Annotated in this window: 14 protein-coding genes, 1 other RNA gene and 1 pseudogene; 11 read left to right on the forward strand and 5 right to left on the reverse strand. The window is 58.7% G+C overall.

All coding sequences use genetic code 11. The features are described 5' to 3' along the window. The first annotated feature begins 163 nt into the window (after positions 1-163). Positions 164-646, forward strand: a complete 483-nt coding sequence (gene smpB, locus J2Y83_RS24615) for an SsrA-binding protein SmpB (protein WP_048724498.1) — start codon at positions 164-166, stop codon at positions 644-646. Positions 647-684: 38 nt separating this feature from the next. Here smpB and J2Y83_RS24620 read toward each other — a convergent pair whose 3' ends face one another. Next, entirely contained in the window at positions 685-1452 is a 768-nt protein-coding gene (locus J2Y83_RS24620) for an FCD domain-containing protein (RefSeq protein ID WP_253399190.1), read from the reverse strand. Between the two features lie 261 nt (positions 1453-1713). Here J2Y83_RS24620 and J2Y83_RS24625 point away from each other — a divergent pair, with 261 nt between their 5' ends. From J2Y83_RS24625 to J2Y83_RS24660, 8 genes are all read left to right on the forward strand, one after another. Continuing rightward, entirely contained in the window at positions 1714-3408 is a 1695-nt protein-coding gene (locus tag J2Y83_RS24625) for a lactate permease LctP family transporter (protein WP_253399192.1), read from the forward strand. Between the two features lie 136 nt (positions 3409-3544). Then, positions 3545-4369, forward strand: coding sequence for a (Fe-S)-binding protein (locus J2Y83_RS24630; protein ID WP_247395666.1), 825 nt, complete (start codon positions 3545-3547; stop codon positions 4367-4369). Further along, the gene (locus J2Y83_RS24635; protein WP_253399194.1) at positions 4366-5820 is read left to right on the forward strand and encodes a LutB/LldF family L-lactate oxidation iron-sulfur protein; all 1455 of its coding nucleotides are present in this window, start codon (positions 4366-4368) and stop codon (positions 5818-5820) included. The genes J2Y83_RS24630 and J2Y83_RS24635 overlap by 4 nt, the downstream gene beginning before the upstream one ends. Beyond that, positions 5820-6491, forward strand: coding sequence for a LutC/YkgG family protein (locus J2Y83_RS24640; protein ID WP_253399196.1), 672 nt, complete (start codon positions 5820-5822; stop codon positions 6489-6491). Before J2Y83_RS24635 ends, J2Y83_RS24640 begins: the two co-directional genes overlap by 1 nt. Continuing rightward, positions 6488-9298 carry an FAD-binding and (Fe-S)-binding domain-containing protein gene (locus J2Y83_RS24645; protein WP_253399198.1) on the forward strand — a complete coding sequence of 937 codons (2811 nt, stop codon included), beginning with the start codon at positions 6488-6490 and terminating at the stop codon, positions 9296-9298. Before J2Y83_RS24640 ends, J2Y83_RS24645 begins: the two co-directional genes overlap by 4 nt. Positions 9299-9435: 137 nt before the next feature. Then, on the forward strand, positions 9436-9720 hold the full coding sequence (locus tag J2Y83_RS24650; RefSeq protein WP_253399200.1) for a hypothetical protein: 285 nt from the start codon (positions 9436-9438) through the stop codon (positions 9718-9720). Positions 9721-9821: 101 nt separating this feature from the next. Beyond that, positions 9822-10215, forward strand: a transfer-messenger RNA (tmRNA) gene (gene ssrA, locus J2Y83_RS24655). 185 nt (positions 10216-10400) lie between these two features. Further along, on the forward strand, positions 10401-11675 hold the full coding sequence (locus J2Y83_RS24660) for an integrase domain-containing protein (RefSeq protein WP_253399209.1): 1275 nt from the start codon (positions 10401-10403) through the stop codon (positions 11673-11675). Between the two features lie 11 nt (positions 11676-11686). On the opposite strand, the gene J2Y83_RS24665 is transcribed toward J2Y83_RS24660, so the two are convergent. Together J2Y83_RS24665 and J2Y83_RS24670 are read right to left on the reverse strand one after the other, a co-directional pair. After that, positions 11687-11977: a hypothetical protein gene (locus J2Y83_RS24665; protein WP_232590829.1), complete on the reverse strand. Its 291-nt coding sequence runs from the start codon at positions 11975-11977 to the stop codon at positions 11687-11689. 83 nt (positions 11978-12060) lie between these two features. Then, positions 12061-12408: a DUF1413 domain-containing protein gene (locus J2Y83_RS24670; protein WP_232590830.1), complete on the reverse strand. Its 348-nt coding sequence runs from the start codon at positions 12406-12408 to the stop codon at positions 12061-12063. A gap of 312 nt (positions 12409-12720) precedes the next feature. Between J2Y83_RS24670 and tnpB the strand changes: the two genes are divergently transcribed. Next, positions 12721-13080: an IS66 family insertion sequence element accessory protein TnpB gene (gene tnpB / locus J2Y83_RS24675; protein WP_253399211.1), complete on the forward strand. Its 360-nt coding sequence runs from the start codon at positions 12721-12723 to the stop codon at positions 13078-13080. Positions 13081-13149: 69 nt separating this feature from the next. After that, positions 13150-14625: pseudogene (gene tnpC, locus J2Y83_RS24680) on the forward strand (IS66 family transposase). A 30-nt stretch (positions 14626-14655) separates the two neighbouring features. Here the strand turns inward: tnpC and J2Y83_RS24685 are convergent. Together J2Y83_RS24685 and J2Y83_RS24690 are read right to left on the reverse strand one after the other, a co-directional pair. Then, entirely contained in the window at positions 14656-15066 is a 411-nt protein-coding gene (locus J2Y83_RS24685; RefSeq protein WP_253399212.1) for a hypothetical protein, read from the reverse strand. A gap of 23 nt (positions 15067-15089) precedes the next feature. Further along, positions 15090-16649, reverse strand: coding sequence for an MFS transporter (locus J2Y83_RS24690; protein ID WP_253400443.1), 1560 nt, complete (start codon positions 16647-16649; stop codon positions 15090-15092). Between the last annotated feature and the right edge of the window lie 31 nt (positions 16650-16680).

Genomic DNA, 16680 nt, shown 5'->3' on the forward strand with positions numbered 1-16680 from the left:
CGTTATTTCCACAACTGAGCGGCAAACATCGAGAAAGAACAACCCGATCCGCGAGAGAAAAAAACCAAAGAACTGCCGGTATTGTCCGGGATTCGTCCAACACGCTCAAGCACGCAGGTTGACCGTAGCCGACACGCTCGCAACTCCCTATAATGCCGCCCCTATGGCTAAACAAAAGAAACACCCCACAGGGACCATCGCGCAGAATAAAAAAGCGCGACACGATTACTTCATCGAACATCGGTTCGAGGCTGGTCTGGTCCTGGCCGGCTGGGAAGTAAAAAGTCTGCGAGCCAGCAAGCTGCAGCTAGTCGACAGCTATGTGCTGCTCAAGGATGGCGAGGCGTGGCTGCTTGGCAGTCATATCACCCCGCTGACCACCGCGAGCACGCACGTGATTGCCGACCCGGTGCGCACGCGCAAGCTGCTGCTCAACGCCCGCGAACTGGACAAGCTCGCCGCCGCCGTACAGCAGAAAGGCTATGCCTGCATCTGCCTGTCCTGGTATTGGAGCAAGCATCTGGTCAAGTGCGAGATCGCACTGGGCAAGGGCAAGAAGGAATACGACAAGCGCGATACCGAGCGCGAGCGCGATTCCGATCGTGAACTGCATCGCGCCGTGCGCAACAAGGGCAAGGAAGAATAATCCTTGTGACGCTGTAGCCTTGGGTGCCCCACCCTCGGCTACATGCTCTTGCGCCGCTCCGCCCGGGCCACGCGCTGAACTTCCTGACGCACTTCCTCCAACACCTCCTGCACATACAGCAGATGACGTGTTGAGACTTCCCGCGCCTGCTCGGCCCGCCCCTCGATAATCGCCAGGTACAAATCCCGATGCTGACTGATCAGCATGTCGCGGGTTTCCGTGCGCTGCTGATACATGCCGCCAATATTGGTCACCACGTTCCGCTTGAGCAGGTCGAACAACCCGCGGATGGTGTGCAACAGCACGGCGTTGTGGCTGGCCTCGGCAATGGCCAGGTGGAACCGCGCATCCGCCGCCCCCTCCTCTGCCCGGCTGACTTTATCGTCGCGTGCGTAACAATCCTGCAGCGCGTCAAAGGCCGCCGTCAGCCGCTCACGGTCGACCTCGGTAGCGCGCAACGCCGCGTAATAGGCACAGGACGCTTCGAGGGTTTGGCGAAACTCCAGCAAATCACGCTGAGCCTCGGGATTGTTTTCCAGCAGGTGCAACAACGGATCGCTGAACGTCGAGCCCAACGACTCAGCCACGTAATTGCCACCGCCGTGGCGACTGACCAGCAAACCCTTGGCCGCCAGTTTCTGAATCGCCTCACGCAGTGAGGGGCGCGAAACGCCGAACTTTTCAGCCAACGCACGCTCGGCCGGCAAGCGCTCGCCCGACTTCAGCGTGCCCTCAAGGATCATGCCCTCAAGCTGCTCGACAATATCGTCAGACAAACGGCGCTGACGCACCTGATCAAACCCCATAACTCTCTCTCCACGATCCCGACCACTCGCCGGGGCCTCTATTCTGGCCTATCGCAACGTTTGCAGCACCCATCAGAACACCTTCGATTTATCCGATCAGAGCGGCCGCCCATAACCTTGAGACCAAAGTTTCGCAGGCGGCAAATTGACACACCACCGCCTAGGCTTTTACTCTAGCCAACAGCGGCTGTAAATTGGTATTACCAATTACCCAAGCCGACTAAAATGTGCCTGACCAACAACAATTAGGGGCCACCCCATATGCAAACCTGGCAACAGCTCTACAGCCCACTCGGCAGCCTCGGCCTGTCCGCACTGGCCGCCGTTATTCCAATCGTATTTTTCTTCCTCGCTCTGGCCGTGTTTCGCCTTAAAGGCCACGTCGCCGGCAGCATCACGCTTGCGCTGTCGATCCTGGTGGCAATCTTTGCCTTCCAGATGCCGGTGGACATGGCACTGGCCGCTGCCGGCTACGGCTTTGCCTACGGCCTGTGGCCAATCGCCTGGATCATCGTCGCAGCGGTGTTCCTCTACAAACTGACGGTCAAAAGCGGCCAGTTCGAGATCATCCGCAGCTCGGTGCTGTCGATTACCGACGACCAACGCCTGCAGGTCTTGCTGATCGGCTTCTGCTTCGGCGCCTTCCTGGAAGGTGCCGCCGGCTTCGGTGCTCCCGTAGCGATTACCGCCGCGCTGCTGGTCGGCCTGGGCTTCAACCCGCTGTACGCCGCCGGCCTGTGCCTGATCGCCAACACCGCACCCGTCGCCTTCGGCGCCCTGGGGATTCCGATCATCGTTGCAGGACAAGTGACCGGCATCGACGCGTTCAAGATCGGCGCCATGACCGGTCGCCAATTGCCACTGCTGTCGCTGTTCGTTCCGTTCTGGCTGGTGTTCATGATGGACGGCCTGCGCGGCGTGCGCGAAACCTGGCCGGCCGCCTTGGTGGCAGGCTTGAGCTTTGCCATCACCCAATACTTCACGTCCAACTTCATCGGCCCGGAACTGCCGGACATCACCTCGGCTCTGGCCAGCCTGGTTTCCTTGACCCTGTTCCTGAAAGTCTGGCAACCCAAGCGCACCGCCGGCGCACAGATTGCCGGTGCAACCTCCAGCGCAACGGTCACCGCCAGCGCCGGCGGCTTCGGCCTGCCACGCAGCACTGTCGCTTCGCCCTACAGCCTGGGGCGAATCTTCAAGGCCTGGTCGCCGTTCCTGATCCTGACCGTGCTGGTGACCATCTGGACCCTCAAGCCATTCAAAGCGATGTTTGCCGCTGGCGGCTCGATGTACAGCTGGGTGTTCAACTTCGCGATCCCGCACCTGGACCAAATGGTGGTCAAGGTTGCGCCTATCGTGACCAACCCGACGGCCATCCCCGCCATATTCAAACTGGACCCGATTTCAGCAACCGGCACCGCGATCTTCTTTTCCGCGCTGATCTCGATGCTGGTATTGAAGATCGACATCAAAACTGGTCTTACCACTTTGAAAGAGACCTTCTACGAACTGCGCTGGCCGATCCTGTCCATCGGCATGGTGCTGGCCTTCGCCTTCGTCACCAACTACTCGGGCATGTCCTCGACCATGGCGTTGGTCCTGGCCGGCACCGGTGCAGCCTTCCCGTTCTTCTCGCCGTTCCTCGGCTGGCTGGGGGTTTTCCTGACAGGCTCCGACACCTCGTCCAACGCCCTGTTCAGCTCGCTGCAAGCCACCACCGCCCACCAGATCGGTGTCAACGACACCTTGCTGGTAGCGGCGAACACCAGCGGCGGCGTGACCGGCAAGATGATTTCGCCGCAATCGATCGCCGTGGCCTGCGCCGCGACCGGCCTGGTCGGCAAGGAATCCGACCTGTTCCGCTTCACCCTCAAGCACAGCCTGTTTTTCGCCACCATCGTCGGGCTGATCACGCTGGCCCAGGCCTACTGGTTCACCGGCATGCTCGTGCATTGAGACCACAGACAATCAAGCAATAACCGACGCCGAACAGCGATTTCGGCGTCAGCTTTCCACAACCCATCTGCCGGGCCGCTGAACACGCTGCGGCCCTGACGGACGGACAACCGGGACTACCCGGAGAACGCGCCTGATGAGCGAGCTTTTTTACAACGCCGTGCCGAATGCCACCCGTGTCGCGCCGCCCCTGGCCCCGCCACGTGAATACCCCCACGAAAAACCGCAGAAGGTCTACCTGTTCGGCACCTGCGTGGTGGACCTGTTCTATCCCGAAGCCGGCATGGACGCGATCCACCTGCTGGAACGCGAAGGGATCTGCGTGGACTATCCCCAAGGGCAAAGCTGCTGCGGGCAGCCGGCCTACACGTCGGGTTATACCGACCAGGCCCGACAAGTGGCGCGCGCACAACTGGCGCTGTTCGCAGGCGACTACCCGGTGGTGGTGCCGTCCGGTTCCTGTGCCGGCATGTTACGCGAGCACTACGCCGACCTTTTCAAGGACGAACCCGACACCCTAAAACAAGTGCAGGCCCTCGCGGCCCGTACTTACGAGTTGGCAGAGTTCCTGTTGTTCGTGTGCAAGGTGCAACTCAACGATAGCGGGGCGCCGGTCAAAGTCGCCCTGCACACTTCGTGTTCTGCGCGCAGGGAAATGAACACCCACCTCCACGGCCGCGAATTGCTGGCCCAACTGCGCAATGTCGAACGCGTCGACCATAGCCACGAAAGCGAATGCTGTGGCTTTGGTGGGACGTTCAGCGTGCGCATGCCAGATATTTCCGGCGCAATGGTGGCCGACAAGACCCGAGCCTTGCAGGAATCCGGCGCCCATCAAGTGCTGAGCGCTGATTGCGGTTGCCTGATGAACATCAATGGCGCCCTGGAGAAACAGCAAGCCGCCTTACGCGGCCAACACCTGGCCAGCTTTCTCTGGCAACGCACGGGGGGCGAGCGATGAACTCCACCACGCTGATTCCGACCGTCGACGTGTCGGAAGACTTCCGCACCCGCGCCCACCAGGCGCTGGGCGACGCGCAACTGCGAAACAACTTTCGCAACGCGATGGATTCCCTGATGAGCAAACGGGCGGCGTCTTTCAGCGACGCCCACGAACGCGAACACCTGCGCGCCCTCGGTAACGCGGTGCGCGCCCGAGCCCTGTCGAAGCTGCCCGACCTGCTCGAACAACTGGAAGCCAACCTGACCCGTAACGGCGTGACCGTGCATTGGGCCGAAACGGTTGAAGAGGCCAATGCGATCGTCTTGTCGATCATCCGCCGGCGCGAAGCCACGCAGGTGATCAAAGGCAAATCCATGGTCAGCGAAGAGATGGAAATGAACCACGTACTCGCCACCCAAGGCATCGAATGCCTTGAGTCGGACATGGGTGAGTTTATTGTTCAACTCGACCACGAGAAGCCATCCCACATCATCATGCCGGCGATCCACAAGAACGCCAGCCAGGTCGCGTCGCTGTTCCAGGAAAAACTCGGCGTGGAGTACACCAAGGATGTCGACCAGTTGATTCAGATTGGTCGCCGTGTGCTGCGGGAAAAGTTCTTCGAAGCAGATATCGGCGTCTCCGGCGTCAACTTCGCCGTGGCCGAAACCGGCACGCTGCTGCTGGTGGAAAACGAAGGTAACGGGCGCATGTCGACCACGGTGCCACCGGTGCATATCGCCGTGACCGGCATCGAGAAGGTCGTGGAAAACCTGCGCGACGTAGTGCCGTTGCTGTCGCTGCTGACCCGCTCCGCGCTCGGTCAGCCGATCACCACCTACGTCAATATGATCTCCGGCCCGCGCAAGCCCGATGAACTCGACGGCCCCGAAGAAGTCCACCTGGTGCTGCTGGACAATGGGCGCAGCCAGGCGTTTGCCGACAGCGAATTGCGCCAGACGCTCAACTGCATTCGCTGTGGCGCCTGTATGAATCATTGCCCGGTGTATACCCGAATCGGCGGCCATGCTTACGGTGAGGTGTACCCCGGCCCTATCGGAAAAATCATCACGCCGCATATGGTCGGCCTGGCAAAAGTGCCGGACCACCCCAGTGCGTCTTCGTTGTGCGGTGCCTGTGGAGAAGTGTGCCCGGTAAAAATTCCGATCCCGGCCTTACTGCGCCGTCTGCGGGAAGAGAACGTAAAAGCGCCGGATAGCCCACACCCCGTGATGCGCGGCCAAGGCAGCAAGTATTCGCGCCAGGAGCGGTTTATCTGGAACGCCTGGGCCAAGCTCCACAGCTCACCGACGCTATACCGCGTGTTCACATTCGCCGCCACGCGCCTGCGCGCCCTCGTACCGAGCAATGTCGGACCATGGACGCAAAACCATAGCGCGCCTAAACCCGCCGCCCGTTCGCTGCATGACCTGGCACGCGAGCATTTGGCCAAACAGGGAGCGCGTTGATGAGCGCCAAGCAAAATATCCTCGGCAAATTGCGCCACAGCCTGACGGGCACAACACCAGTGCCCGACAACTTCGATGAGACCCTGGTCACGCAGATCTACACCTACCCGCCCGAACAGCGCATCGCACAATTGCGCAAGCTGATGGAAGCGGTGCATACCGAGATCCACCTGACCCGCGGCGCCGAATGGCCGGCCTTGCTCGCGCAACTGCTGCAAAAGCGCGAACTGCCCAGCCTGCTCATCGCGCCGACAACCGAGCATGGACGGCGCATCACCGAACACTGGTCGAACAACCCGCAATTGCCAGGGCTCAAAGCCTATGACCGTCCAGTGGAAGAATGGAAAGCCGAGCTGTTTAATGACACACCGGCCAGCCTGACCACGACCCTCGGCGCCATCGCCGCCACCGGTAGCTTGATTCTGTGGCCCACGCGGGAAGAACCGCGCCTGATGAGCCTGGTGCCACCGGTACATTTTGCACTGCTCAAGGCCAGTGAGATTTACGACAACTTTTATCAGGTCCAGCAGCAATTCGCCTGGGCCCAAGGCATGCCCACCAATGCCCTGCTGGTGTCCGGCCCGTCGAAGACGGCTGACATCGAACAAGTTCTGGCTTATGGCGCCCACGGTCCGAAGGACCTGGTGGTGCTGATCCTGGAGGACCAATGAGTCTGCCTGCCGCTTTCCTTGCTGACGTCGCACAGTTGATCCCGAAAATTCGTCGCTTCGACGACCCACTTTCCACCTTGGCATTTGGCACAGACGCCAGTTTTTACCGACTGATCCCACAGCTGGTGATTCGCGTCGAGTCGGAAGACGAAGTCGTGGCGCTGCTGCAACTGGCCCAGCGCGATCACGTTCCGGTGACCTTCCGCGCAGCGGGCACCAGCTTGTCCGGGCAGGCCATCAGCGATTCGGTGCTGATCGTACTGGGGGACAACTGGAACGGCCGCGAAATTCGCGGGCAAGGCACGCAGATCCGCCTGCAACCCGGCGTGATCGGCGCCCAGGCCAACGCCTGGCTGGCGCCATTCGGGCGCAAGATCGGGCCGGATCCGGCGTCGATCAACGCCTGCAAAATCGGCGGCATCGTCGCCAACAATGCCAGCGGGATGTGCTGCGGTACGGCGCAAAACACCTACCACACCCTCGCCGGCATTCGCCTGGTACTGGCCGACGGCAGTCGCCTGGACACCGAAGATGCCGCCAGCGTCGCGGCATTTCGTCAGCAGCACAGCACGCTGCTTGAACGCCTAGCCACACTCGGTCGAGAGACGCGGGCAAACGCTGAACTGGCCGCAAAAATCCGCCACAAATACCGTCTGAAAAACACCACAGGCCTGTCACTCAACGCCCTAGTGGATTTCGATGAGCCGCTGGATATCCTCAGCCACCTGCTGGTGGGCTCCGAAGGCACCCTGGGCTTTATTAGCGCGGTGACCTACGACACCGTCATCGACCACCCGAACAAAGCCTCGGCGCTGATCGTATTCCCCGATGTCGAGACCTGCTGCAATGCGGTAACCGTCCTGAAAACCCAACCGGTCTCAGCGGTTGAGCTGCTCGACCGACGCAGCATGCGTTCGGTGCAGGACAAGCCCGGCATGCCGGCCTTCGTACAGCATCTATCGGAAAATGCCTGTGCGCTGCTGATCGAATCCCGCGCCGCATCGCCCTCTTTGCTCCACGAGCAACTGGCGCTGATCATGGCGTCGCTGGCGGCGTTTCCGGTGGAAAAACAGGTCGACTTCACCGAAGACCCCGTGGAAAACGCCCGCCTGTGGGCGATCCGCAAAGACACCTTCCCCGCCGTCGGCGCCGTGCGCAAAACCGGCACCACGGTGATCATTGAGGACGTAACCTTCCCGGTCGAACAACTGGCCATCGGCGTTAACCGCTTGATCGAGCTGTTCGACAAACATCACTACGACGAAGCCATCCTTTTCGGACACGCCCTGGAAGGCAATCTGCACTTCGTGTTCACCCAAGGCTTCAACAGCAGCGAAGAAGTCGCACGCTACCAAGCGTTCATGGACGACGTCGCGCAACTGGTGGCGGTGGAGTTTGGCGGCTCACTGAAAGCCGAACATGGCACCGGCCGCAACATGGCGCCGTTCGTCGAGCTGGAATGGGGCAGCGATGCCTACCAACTGATGTGGCAACTCAAGCGCCTGCTCGACCCCAACGGTATTCTCAACCCGGACGTGGTGCTCAGCGAAGACCCGCAGATCCACCTTAAACACCTCAAGCCGCTGCCTGCCGCCGACGAGCTTGTGGATAAGTGCATCGAGTGCGGTTTCTGCGAGCCGGTGTGCCCGTCGAAAGGCCTGACCTTGAGCCCGCGCCAGCGCATCGTGATCTGGCGCGATATCCAGGCGAAGAAACGCGCCGGCATCGACACGACTGAACTGGAAACGGCCTACCACTACCAGGGCATCGACACCTGCGCCGCCACCGGGCTATGTGCCCAGCGCTGCCCTGTGGGAATCAATACCGGCGATCTGGTGAAAAAACTCCGGGCCCGCGACGCCGACCATACGAAAACCGCCGAATGGCTAGCCACCCACTTCGCCACAGCACTGCAAGGCGCGCGCTTTACCCTGCACGTCGCCAACGGTGCACGCATGCTGTTGGGCGCGCCGCGCCTGGCTAAGTTGTCGGCCACAGTGACCAAGCTGTCCAAGGGACAAATCCCACAATGGACCAACGCAATGCCGCAGCCGGAAAAAGCCATTCGCTTCAGCCCGGCGGTGACGGATGAGCGACCACGCGTGGTCTACCTCGCGGCGTGCGTCTCACGCGCCATGGGGCCAGCGGCTGGCGACAAAGAGCAGATGTCGCTGTACGACAAAACCCGTGGCCTGCTGGAAAAAGCCGGCTACCAAGTCGTTATCCCCGACAACCAGGACAACCTGTGCTGCGGCCAGCCCTTTGCCTCCAAGGGCTATGCCGAACAGGCCGAACACAAGCGCCAGGAACTGATCGGCGCCTTGCTCCACGCCAGCCGTGGCGGCCTCGACCCGATCTACTGCGACACCAGCCCCTGCACCCTGCGCCTGGTGCAAGACCTGGGCGAAACACGTCTGGACCTCTACGACCCGGTTCGGTTTATCCGCACGCACCTGATGGACCGCCTCGACTTCACGCCGCAGGAAGCACCGATCGCCGTACACGTCACCTGCAGCACCCAGCACCTTGGGGAAAGCCAGGCATTGATCGACCTGGCCCGCCGCTGCTCCAAAAACGTGGTGATTCCGGAAGGCATTCATTGCTGCGGCTTTGCCGGCGACAAAGGCTTTACCACACCGGAGCTCAACGCCCACTCCCTGCGCTCGCTCAAGGACGCCGTGCAATATTGCAGCGAAGGCATCTCCACCAGCCGCACCTGCGAGATCGGCCTGAGCCAGCATGGCGGCATCGATTACCACGGGTTGGTGTACCTCGTGGACCGCGTGACCCAGCCGAGGGCACATTAAAACCCGCAAAAAACAGAACCCCTGCGCACCGGCGCAGTCATCTGCATGGGCCTCGGCGATCGAGGCTCATCAGTGATGTCGCTGGCAGTACGTGAATGCCAGCAGCGTCGAGCCCTTTTTCGCAAGGAGATACCCCTATGAAGCGTTCCGCTCTTGCTGGCTTGTTCATTACCGCTGCGATGCTGGCCTCACCGGTGTTTGCAGCCGGAAAAACCGACCAGCTGTGTCAGATTAATCTCGACAAAATCAACAATGGCAAAGCGCTGCTCGCCACCGACACCAGTGGCAAACGCGGCGAAATCGATACTGCCGTGTCTCAAGCCCAGGCCGCCCACGCGGCAGGCGATGACAAGAAGTGCATAGAGATCACGTCCAAGGCCCTGCAAGACCTACAGAACGCTGACAAAGGCGGCAATCAGTAACGCCCGACGCTCAAGGCCAACCTTCGGGTTGGCCTTCTGTGACCGTTTGACGTACACTGCATAGGCTTGTCACTCACTAAGAAACAACGAGTTACAAGCACGGGGCCGTTTAGGATTCGACGCCGGTCGCGAAACTTTAGGTGCATGCCGAGTTGGTAACAGAACTCGTAAATCCACTGTTGCAACTTTCTATAGTTGCCAATGACGAAACCTACGGGGAATACGCTCTCGCTGCGTAAGCAGCCTTAGCCCTTCCCTCCTGGTACCTTCGGGTCCAGCAATCATCAGGGGATGTCTGTAAACCCAAAATGATTGTCATATAGAACAGAATCGCCGTGCAGTACGTTGTGGACGAAGCGGCTAAAACTTACACAACTCGCCCAAAGCACCCTGCCCGTCGGGTCGCTGAGGGTTAACTTAATAGACACGGCTACGCATGTAGTACCGACAGCGGAGTACTGGCGGACGGGGGTTCAAATCCCCCCGGCTCCACCACTTCATCATCTAAAGACGTCCACGGACGTCTTTTTTTGTGCCTGAAATCCAGCAAAATCAAGGCTTTAGGGTCTATTAGCGTCCATGGACGTCCGGCACAATCCACGACATCGGGTATTCCAGATGGTATTCCAAGCCCTTCAGGGGTAATTTTTGGAATACCAATTGATGTCATGGAACACCTCATGTGCGCCCAAGCCACCCGCCTCTCTGACCGCCAGGTCAAAGCGGTAAAGCCGAAAGACAAAGACTATGTCCTCAGCGATGGAGACGGCTTACAGCTGCGCGTGAGGGTCAATGGCTCTACGCTCTGGAACTTCAACTACCGGCAGCCGATCACCAAAAACCGCATTAACATGGGACTCGGCACCTACCCAGAACTCTCACTCGCGCAAGCCAGGAAAAAAACGGTCGAAGCCAGAGAGCTTCTCGCCCAAGGCATCGACCCGAAAGAACAACGTAGCGAGCTGGAGCAGACAAAAAGGCAGGCAACCGAGCACACGTTCGAGAACGTGGCGTCTGCCTGGTTTGAACTGAAAAAGGATTCTGTGACCACCGCTTATGCCGAGGACATCTGGCGCTCGCTCACGCTGCATGTTTTTCCATCTTTGGGAACAACACCTATCTCACAGATCAATGCCCCAAGGGTCATAGAGCTGCTGCGCCCTTTGGAAACCAAAGGCAGCCTGGAGACAGTGAAGCGACTGACCCAACGACTCAACGAGATCATGACCTACGGTGTGAACTCGGGAATGATCTTTGCCAATCCGCTCAGCGGCATTCGGACCGTTTTCAAGAAGCCGAAAAAGCAGAACATGGCAGCCCTCCGCCCGGAAGAGCTGCCAGAGTTAATGGTCGCCATCGCCAATGCGAGCATAAAGAGAACAACCCGCTGCCTGATCGAATGGCAACTTCATACCATGACCCGTCCTGCGGAAGCCGCCACGACTTCCTGGGCTGACATTGATCTCGACAAGAAAACCTGGACAATTCCAGCAGAGCGTATGAAAAAGCGTCGTGCTCACGTCATACCACTGACTGAACACACACTTGCTTTGCTTGAAACAATAAAACCCTACAGCGGCCATCGGGAGTTTGTGTTCCCAGCAGATAGAGATCCACGAACTCACTGCAACAGCCAGACGGCAAATATGGCCTTGAAACGTATGGGTTTTGAAGGGCGCTTGGTGAGCCATGGCATGCGTTCCATGGCTAGTACGATCTTGAACGAAAAAGGATGGGAACCAGAGCTGATCGAGGTCGCACTTGCGCACGTAGACAAAGACGAGGTACGCAGCGCATACAACCGAGCGGACTACATTGAGCGCAGACGCCCTATGATGACCTGGTGGAGCGAACACATTCAAAAAGCTGCCACAGGAAGCTTGTCAGTTTCAGCCATCCAGGGGGGTTCTCAAATAGGTAGAAACCCTCTGCGAGGCTTGGCTCTAACAAGCTAAACCTACGCGCGTTAACGCACAATGCGGATATGCGAGTTGCCGACCCGTTCCGCATACCCCCCAAGCAAAATTGGCCCAACATAAGAAGCGATCGACACCGGGGTGATATTCGCCTGAAGCCAAGCACCAATACTGTCAGCATCGGCGTTTGTCCGAGATGCACCAATAGGCACCACGCGGTTAAGGAAGGTCTTTCTCAGTGCCGCATACTGCTCGGCACTGACATACATCTTTCTATTTTTGCCATAGGTGATAGTAGTACCGGTCAGTACTGTGCCCTGGTAGTCGAAATTGCTACGCATTCCCCAAGTCTTCATAGAGCCCCCATATCTAGCGTTCCAAGCACTTTAATTGTGCTACTCGATGTTGCCTGCAGGTTGAGTCGTCAGCCTGCAAGGACCATTTTTTTGTACACCGCATGACGGGAAGCCGTGGTGCGGATGAACTCCAATCCGAAATCCGCTGCATCACGTTTTACCTGCTTACCAAAAGTCACCCGGCTGGAGCGATCAAGGGTTTGCCAGACCTCTTGGCCGATGATCTGAGGTATCTCGAACTCCATGTCCTCGGGCAATTTCAGGACGTTTTCTTTTAGGACGGCGGCGGCGCGATCTGCAGGGGTATCCGTACTTTTCACGTGCGCTTGCAACAAAGCTAGAATCGTTGCCGATACGTCGGGCTGCTTTTGTGCCCAGGCAGCGAGCTCGGGGGTAAGCATGAGTGAGATAACCATAGAAGCTCCCTTGTGCGCGCATTTAAAAATGCAATGATCAACCTCAAATACAATTGCATTTAAAAATGCAATATGCAACTCGAATATGCAATTTATTCGAGTGACGTAATTCCCTATTCGCCCACTCACGCAGCTGGCGAGTGAAAATCAGGGAGCTGCTCCTGCATCGTTGACAACCGATTTAGCTATGCAAGACTGGGACATCCAATCACTTATCTCCGCTCTTTCGTAAGCGATCTATCACCTACACATTCAAAGCCTCCAGTTGAAATCTGATGCGGTGCTCCCGATCCTTTCTGGAGCCAGTCCGTCATGATGCGTCCCGACGCCAAAGTCTCATTAGTGTATCTCTACCCCAAACCCGTGGACTTCCGAAAATCCATCGATGGCCTCGCCGCTCTGGTCGAGCTGGACATCAAAGTGGCGGTGTTCGACCCCGTGCTTTTCGTCTTCCTCAACAAGCCACGCAACCGAGTGAAGATATTGTATTGGGAGCGCAACGGCTTCTGCCTTTGGCTCAAGCGCCTCGAATCCGAACGCTTTAAAACATCGCCCGATGTCAGCGACGAGGCGATCATCCTGACGGTTCAGGAACTCAACTGGTTACTCGATGGTTTTGACCTTTGGCGCAACCGCCCTCATCAGGTTTTGACCCCACGCTACGTGGCCTGACCCGGTATAATCCGGGCCATGATTTCCCTGCCCGACGACCTTCCTGATGATCCTGTTTTGCTCAAGTAACTGCTGCTTGAGGCGCTCAGCCGTCAGGAAGAAGTTGCCCAGGCTTATCAAACTCACATCGTCGACTTGAAAGAACAAATCAAGTTGCTGCGCGACCGTTTGTTCGGGCGTAAATCCGAACAAACGGTCGAGCCCAACACGCCGCAACTGGCGCTGTTCAACGAGCCCGAAAGCGAGCCGATGCCGCTCGTTGATGACGCTGACGAAGAAGCCGTTGCGCCGACACCCCGCCGTGGCAAACGCAAGCCATTGTCGGCCGATCTGCCACGTATCGAAGTTATCCACGAACTACCCGAACACGAACTGACCTGTGCCTGCGGTTGCCTCAAACACGTTATCGGCGAAGAAACCAGCGAACAGCTGGATATCGTGCCGATGCAGATCCGGGTGATCAAACATATCCGCGAGGTTTACGGCTGCCGTGGCTGCGAAACAGCCCCGGTCACCGCCGACAAACCGGCTCAGTTGATCGAAAAGAGCATGGCCAGCCCCAGCGTATTGGCGATGCTGTTGACCACCAAGTAGGTTGATGGCTTGCCGTTGAGCCGACACGGCATCGAGATTGCGCGCCAGACTCTGGCACGCTGGGTGATCCAGTGCAGCGAACACTTCCAGCCACTTCTGAATTTGATGCGCGACCGCTTGCTGGAAAGCCCGGTGATCCACTGCGATGAAACCCGCGTCCAAGTGTTGAAGGAGCCGGATCGCGACCCGACCAGTCAATCCCGGATGTGGGTGCAGGCCAGCGGCCCCCCGGACAAGAAAGTCGTGCTGTTCGACTACACCTCCAGTCGCGCGCAGGACGTGCCGTTGCGCTTGCTGGACAGTTATCGCGGCTATGTGATGACCGATGATGATTACGCCGGCTATAACGCCTTGGCGTTGCAGCCGGGCGTGGAGCGACTGGCGTGCATGGCCCATGCACGACGCAAGTTCGTGGATGCGCAAAAAGTGCAGCCCAAGGGTAAAACCGGGCGGGCAGATATCGCGCTGACGATGATCAACAAACTGTACGGCATCGAGCGAGAATCCAAAGACGCCAGCGATGAACAACGGTTTATCGTTCGTCAGGAAAAGAGCTTGCCGATCCTGGTCCAACTGAAAAGCTGGCTGGATAAGAGCCAACCGCAAGTCACGGCGCAAAGTGCACTGGGCAAGGCTGTGCATTATCTGGCGAACAACTGGAGCCGGCCGGAGCGCTACGTTGAAGCAGGTTTTTTACCCATCGACAACAATGCGGCAGAAAGAGCAATCAAGCCGTTTGTAATAGGACGCAAGGCGTGGCTGTTCAGCGATACGCCCAAGGGTGCCACCGCCAGCGCCCAGATCTACAGCTTGGTCGAGACCGCCAAGCTCAACGGCCAGGAGCCCTATACGTGGCTGCGCCATGTACTGGAGCGGTTGCCACATGCCTCGTCGGTCGAAGACTACGAAGCCTTGCTGCCGTGGAACTGCTCACCAGAGATGCCACAGTAAACCGTTGACCCACCTTGGGATAGGTGGGGTTTATGGAGCGCATATACTGCGTTCGCCGGCAGTGGCTAGCCCGGCCAGGTAGGGGAGTAGCACCTGCGGGATACATGTGCCCATGCAGAGCAGGAAGCTGACGCCTGCCAGGAATGAAAGCTGGGTGGCCTGGCTTGCCAGCAATAACAGGATGGAGGTCCACACCAGCAGTACGCGACAGAGTCGCAAGGGCGCCACTCTGTCGCCCAACGGGACGATCAGCAACATCCCTAAGGCATAGCCCATCTGCGATGCAGTGGCGATCCAGCTGGTTTGCCCGGCATCGGCGTGCAGGGCTTCGGCGAAGACCGGCAGCAGTGCCTGGTTGAAGTAGACATTGGCCACCGACAAGCCGCACAGTAAGGCAATGCCCGCCAGAATCAGCGGCGTAAAGTGTGTGTTGGGCGACATCAAGCATGGCTCCAAAGCGGCTTTCAGGTATCCGATGAGAGACGGGCGACATCAGGCGTGGATTCGGCACCGACGCAGACTTCGCTTTGGCGTCCCAGGAATAGAAAGACCACGGCGGCAGTGAACAGCGTGAACATCGCCAGCAGTTGCAATAAGGTGTTGAACCCGGCGGTATAGGCCGAGCGCAGTATCGTCAGCGGGATTTGGCTGGCGTCGGTGCTCGCGTGCTGGATATCACCCATCACCAGGCGTTGCGCGATAGTTGAATAGTCAACGGCGGACAGTTTGACCGAGGTACTGATGCTCAGATGGTGTGCGACCAGAGCCGTCAGCACCGCAACAGTGATCGCCAGGGCGACACCCTCGCTGGCCACCCGCGTCGTGTTGAAAATACCAGCGGCCATCCCCGCCCGTTCCTTGGGGATCACGCTGATCGACAAACCATCCATCAAACCCCAGGGCAGGCCTGTACCGATACCGGTCAGCAGCATGGCCGCGATGATCTGCGCGTGCGTGCCGACCGGGATCGTACTCAGCCAGTAGAGCCCGGCCGCTGCGATCACGAAACCGATTGCGCAGAGTACGCCCGCCGACAACCAGCGAGTTAGCGACGCGGCAATGATCGGGACAATCAGCATAGGGGCAGAGAGTGCCAACATCATCAGCCCCGCTTCAAAGGCACTGGCCCCTTCCACGCCGATAAACCGAAACGGCAGCAATACGATCAAGACGATGTAGCAATAGCAGGTGCCGATCGGCAGGATCTGTACACCGACAAAGCGCGGAAACAGAAATAAACCCAGTTCCAGCATCGGATGTTTCGCCCGATTTTCAACAATGATAAACAGCAGCAAAAAGACCGCCGACGCGCCAAGCAGCGCATGGATGACCGGCGAGCCCCAGCCCTGCTCAGGTGCCAGGATCACCGCCGTGGTAAACATGATCAGCAGGCCGGAAAACGTCAGCACGCCGGGCGTATCCAGACGCTGTGCTTGCGGGTCGCGGCTTTCGCGCATTTTCGGCAGGGCAAATATCAAGGAAAGGATGGCAAGCAGGGCCGTGAAAAGGAAAATTGCGCGCCAGCCCAAGTACTCGATCAGCAACCCCGATAACAACGGACCGAAGGCCAGGCCAACCCCGAAAGTGGTGCCCAGGAGGCTGAAAGCACGAGTTCTGGCATGCCCATCAAATTCCTGCGCCAGTGCCGCCGAACCGCTGGCCAGGGCTGCCGCCGCGGCGATGCCTTGCACGCCACGCAACAGGTCCAGCCAGAAAATATCGGGGACCGCCGCCAACAGAATCGACACCATTGCAAACAACGCCATGCCGCACATAAACAGTCGCTTGCGTCCGTAGAGGTCTGCGAGGGTGCCGGCGGCCATCAGCAGGCTGCCGAAGCTAAGCATGAAGGCATTAGTGATCCAGGCCAGTTCCGTGGGATGGGCATCAAAGGTTTGACCAATGAACGGCGTGGCCACTGCCCCGCCGGTAAAGCTCATGGGCAATACCAAGGCGGCGAGGCAAATTGCAGCCAATATGGAGTGCCGGCCATGGGCAGGCAGCGGTTCGGTAGCTGAGTTCATTAGGTGATTCCCTGCATATCTATGAAGTATC

Origin of the sequence: Pseudomonas marginalis, assembly GCF_024169655.1 — a bacterium.
GTDB lineage: Bacteria > Pseudomonadota > Gammaproteobacteria > Pseudomonadales > Pseudomonadaceae > Aquipseudomonas > Aquipseudomonas paraveronii.

Excerpts from the sequence above, each read along its gene's own strand:
- J2Y83_RS24660 (WP_253399209.1), top strand. The coding sequence starts at position 10,401 with ATGTGCGCCCAAGCCACCCGCCTCTCTGACCGCCAGGTCAAAGCGGTA.
- J2Y83_RS24685 (WP_253399212.1), bottom strand. The coding sequence starts at position 15,066 with ATGTCGCCCAACACACACTTTACGCCGCTGATTCTGGCGGGCATTGCC.
- J2Y83_RS24625 (WP_253399192.1), top strand. The coding sequence starts at position 1,714 with ATGCAAACCTGGCAACAGCTCTACAGCCCACTCGGCAGCCTCGGCCTG.
- J2Y83_RS24670 (WP_232590830.1), bottom strand. The coding sequence starts at position 12,408 with ATGGTTATCTCACTCATGCTTACCCCCGAGCTCGCTGCCTGGGCACAA.
- J2Y83_RS24620 (WP_253399190.1), bottom strand. The coding sequence starts at position 1,452 with ATGGGGTTTGATCAGGTGCGTCAGCGCCGTTTGTCTGACGATATTGTC.
- J2Y83_RS24635 (WP_253399194.1), top strand. The coding sequence starts at position 4,366 with ATGAACTCCACCACGCTGATTCCGACCGTCGACGTGTCGGAAGACTTC.
- J2Y83_RS24665 (WP_232590829.1), bottom strand. The coding sequence starts at position 11,977 with ATGCGTAGCAATTTCGACTACCAGGGCACAGTACTGACCGGTACTACT.
- J2Y83_RS24630 (WP_247395666.1), top strand. The coding sequence starts at position 3,545 with ATGAGCGAGCTTTTTTACAACGCCGTGCCGAATGCCACCCGTGTCGCG.
- J2Y83_RS24690 (WP_253400443.1), bottom strand. The coding sequence starts at position 16,649 with ATGAACTCAGCTACCGAACCGCTGCCTGCCCATGGCCGGCACTCCATA.
- smpB (WP_048724498.1), top strand. The coding sequence starts at position 164 with ATGGCTAAACAAAAGAAACACCCCACAGGGACCATCGCGCAGAATAAA.
- J2Y83_RS24640 (WP_253399196.1), top strand. The coding sequence starts at position 5,820 with ATGAGCGCCAAGCAAAATATCCTCGGCAAATTGCGCCACAGCCTGACG.
- J2Y83_RS24645 (WP_253399198.1), top strand. The coding sequence starts at position 6,488 with ATGAGTCTGCCTGCCGCTTTCCTTGCTGACGTCGCACAGTTGATCCCG.
- tnpB (WP_253399211.1), top strand. The coding sequence starts at position 12,721 with ATGATGCGTCCCGACGCCAAAGTCTCATTAGTGTATCTCTACCCCAAA.
- J2Y83_RS24650 (WP_253399200.1), top strand. The coding sequence starts at position 9,436 with ATGAAGCGTTCCGCTCTTGCTGGCTTGTTCATTACCGCTGCGATGCTG.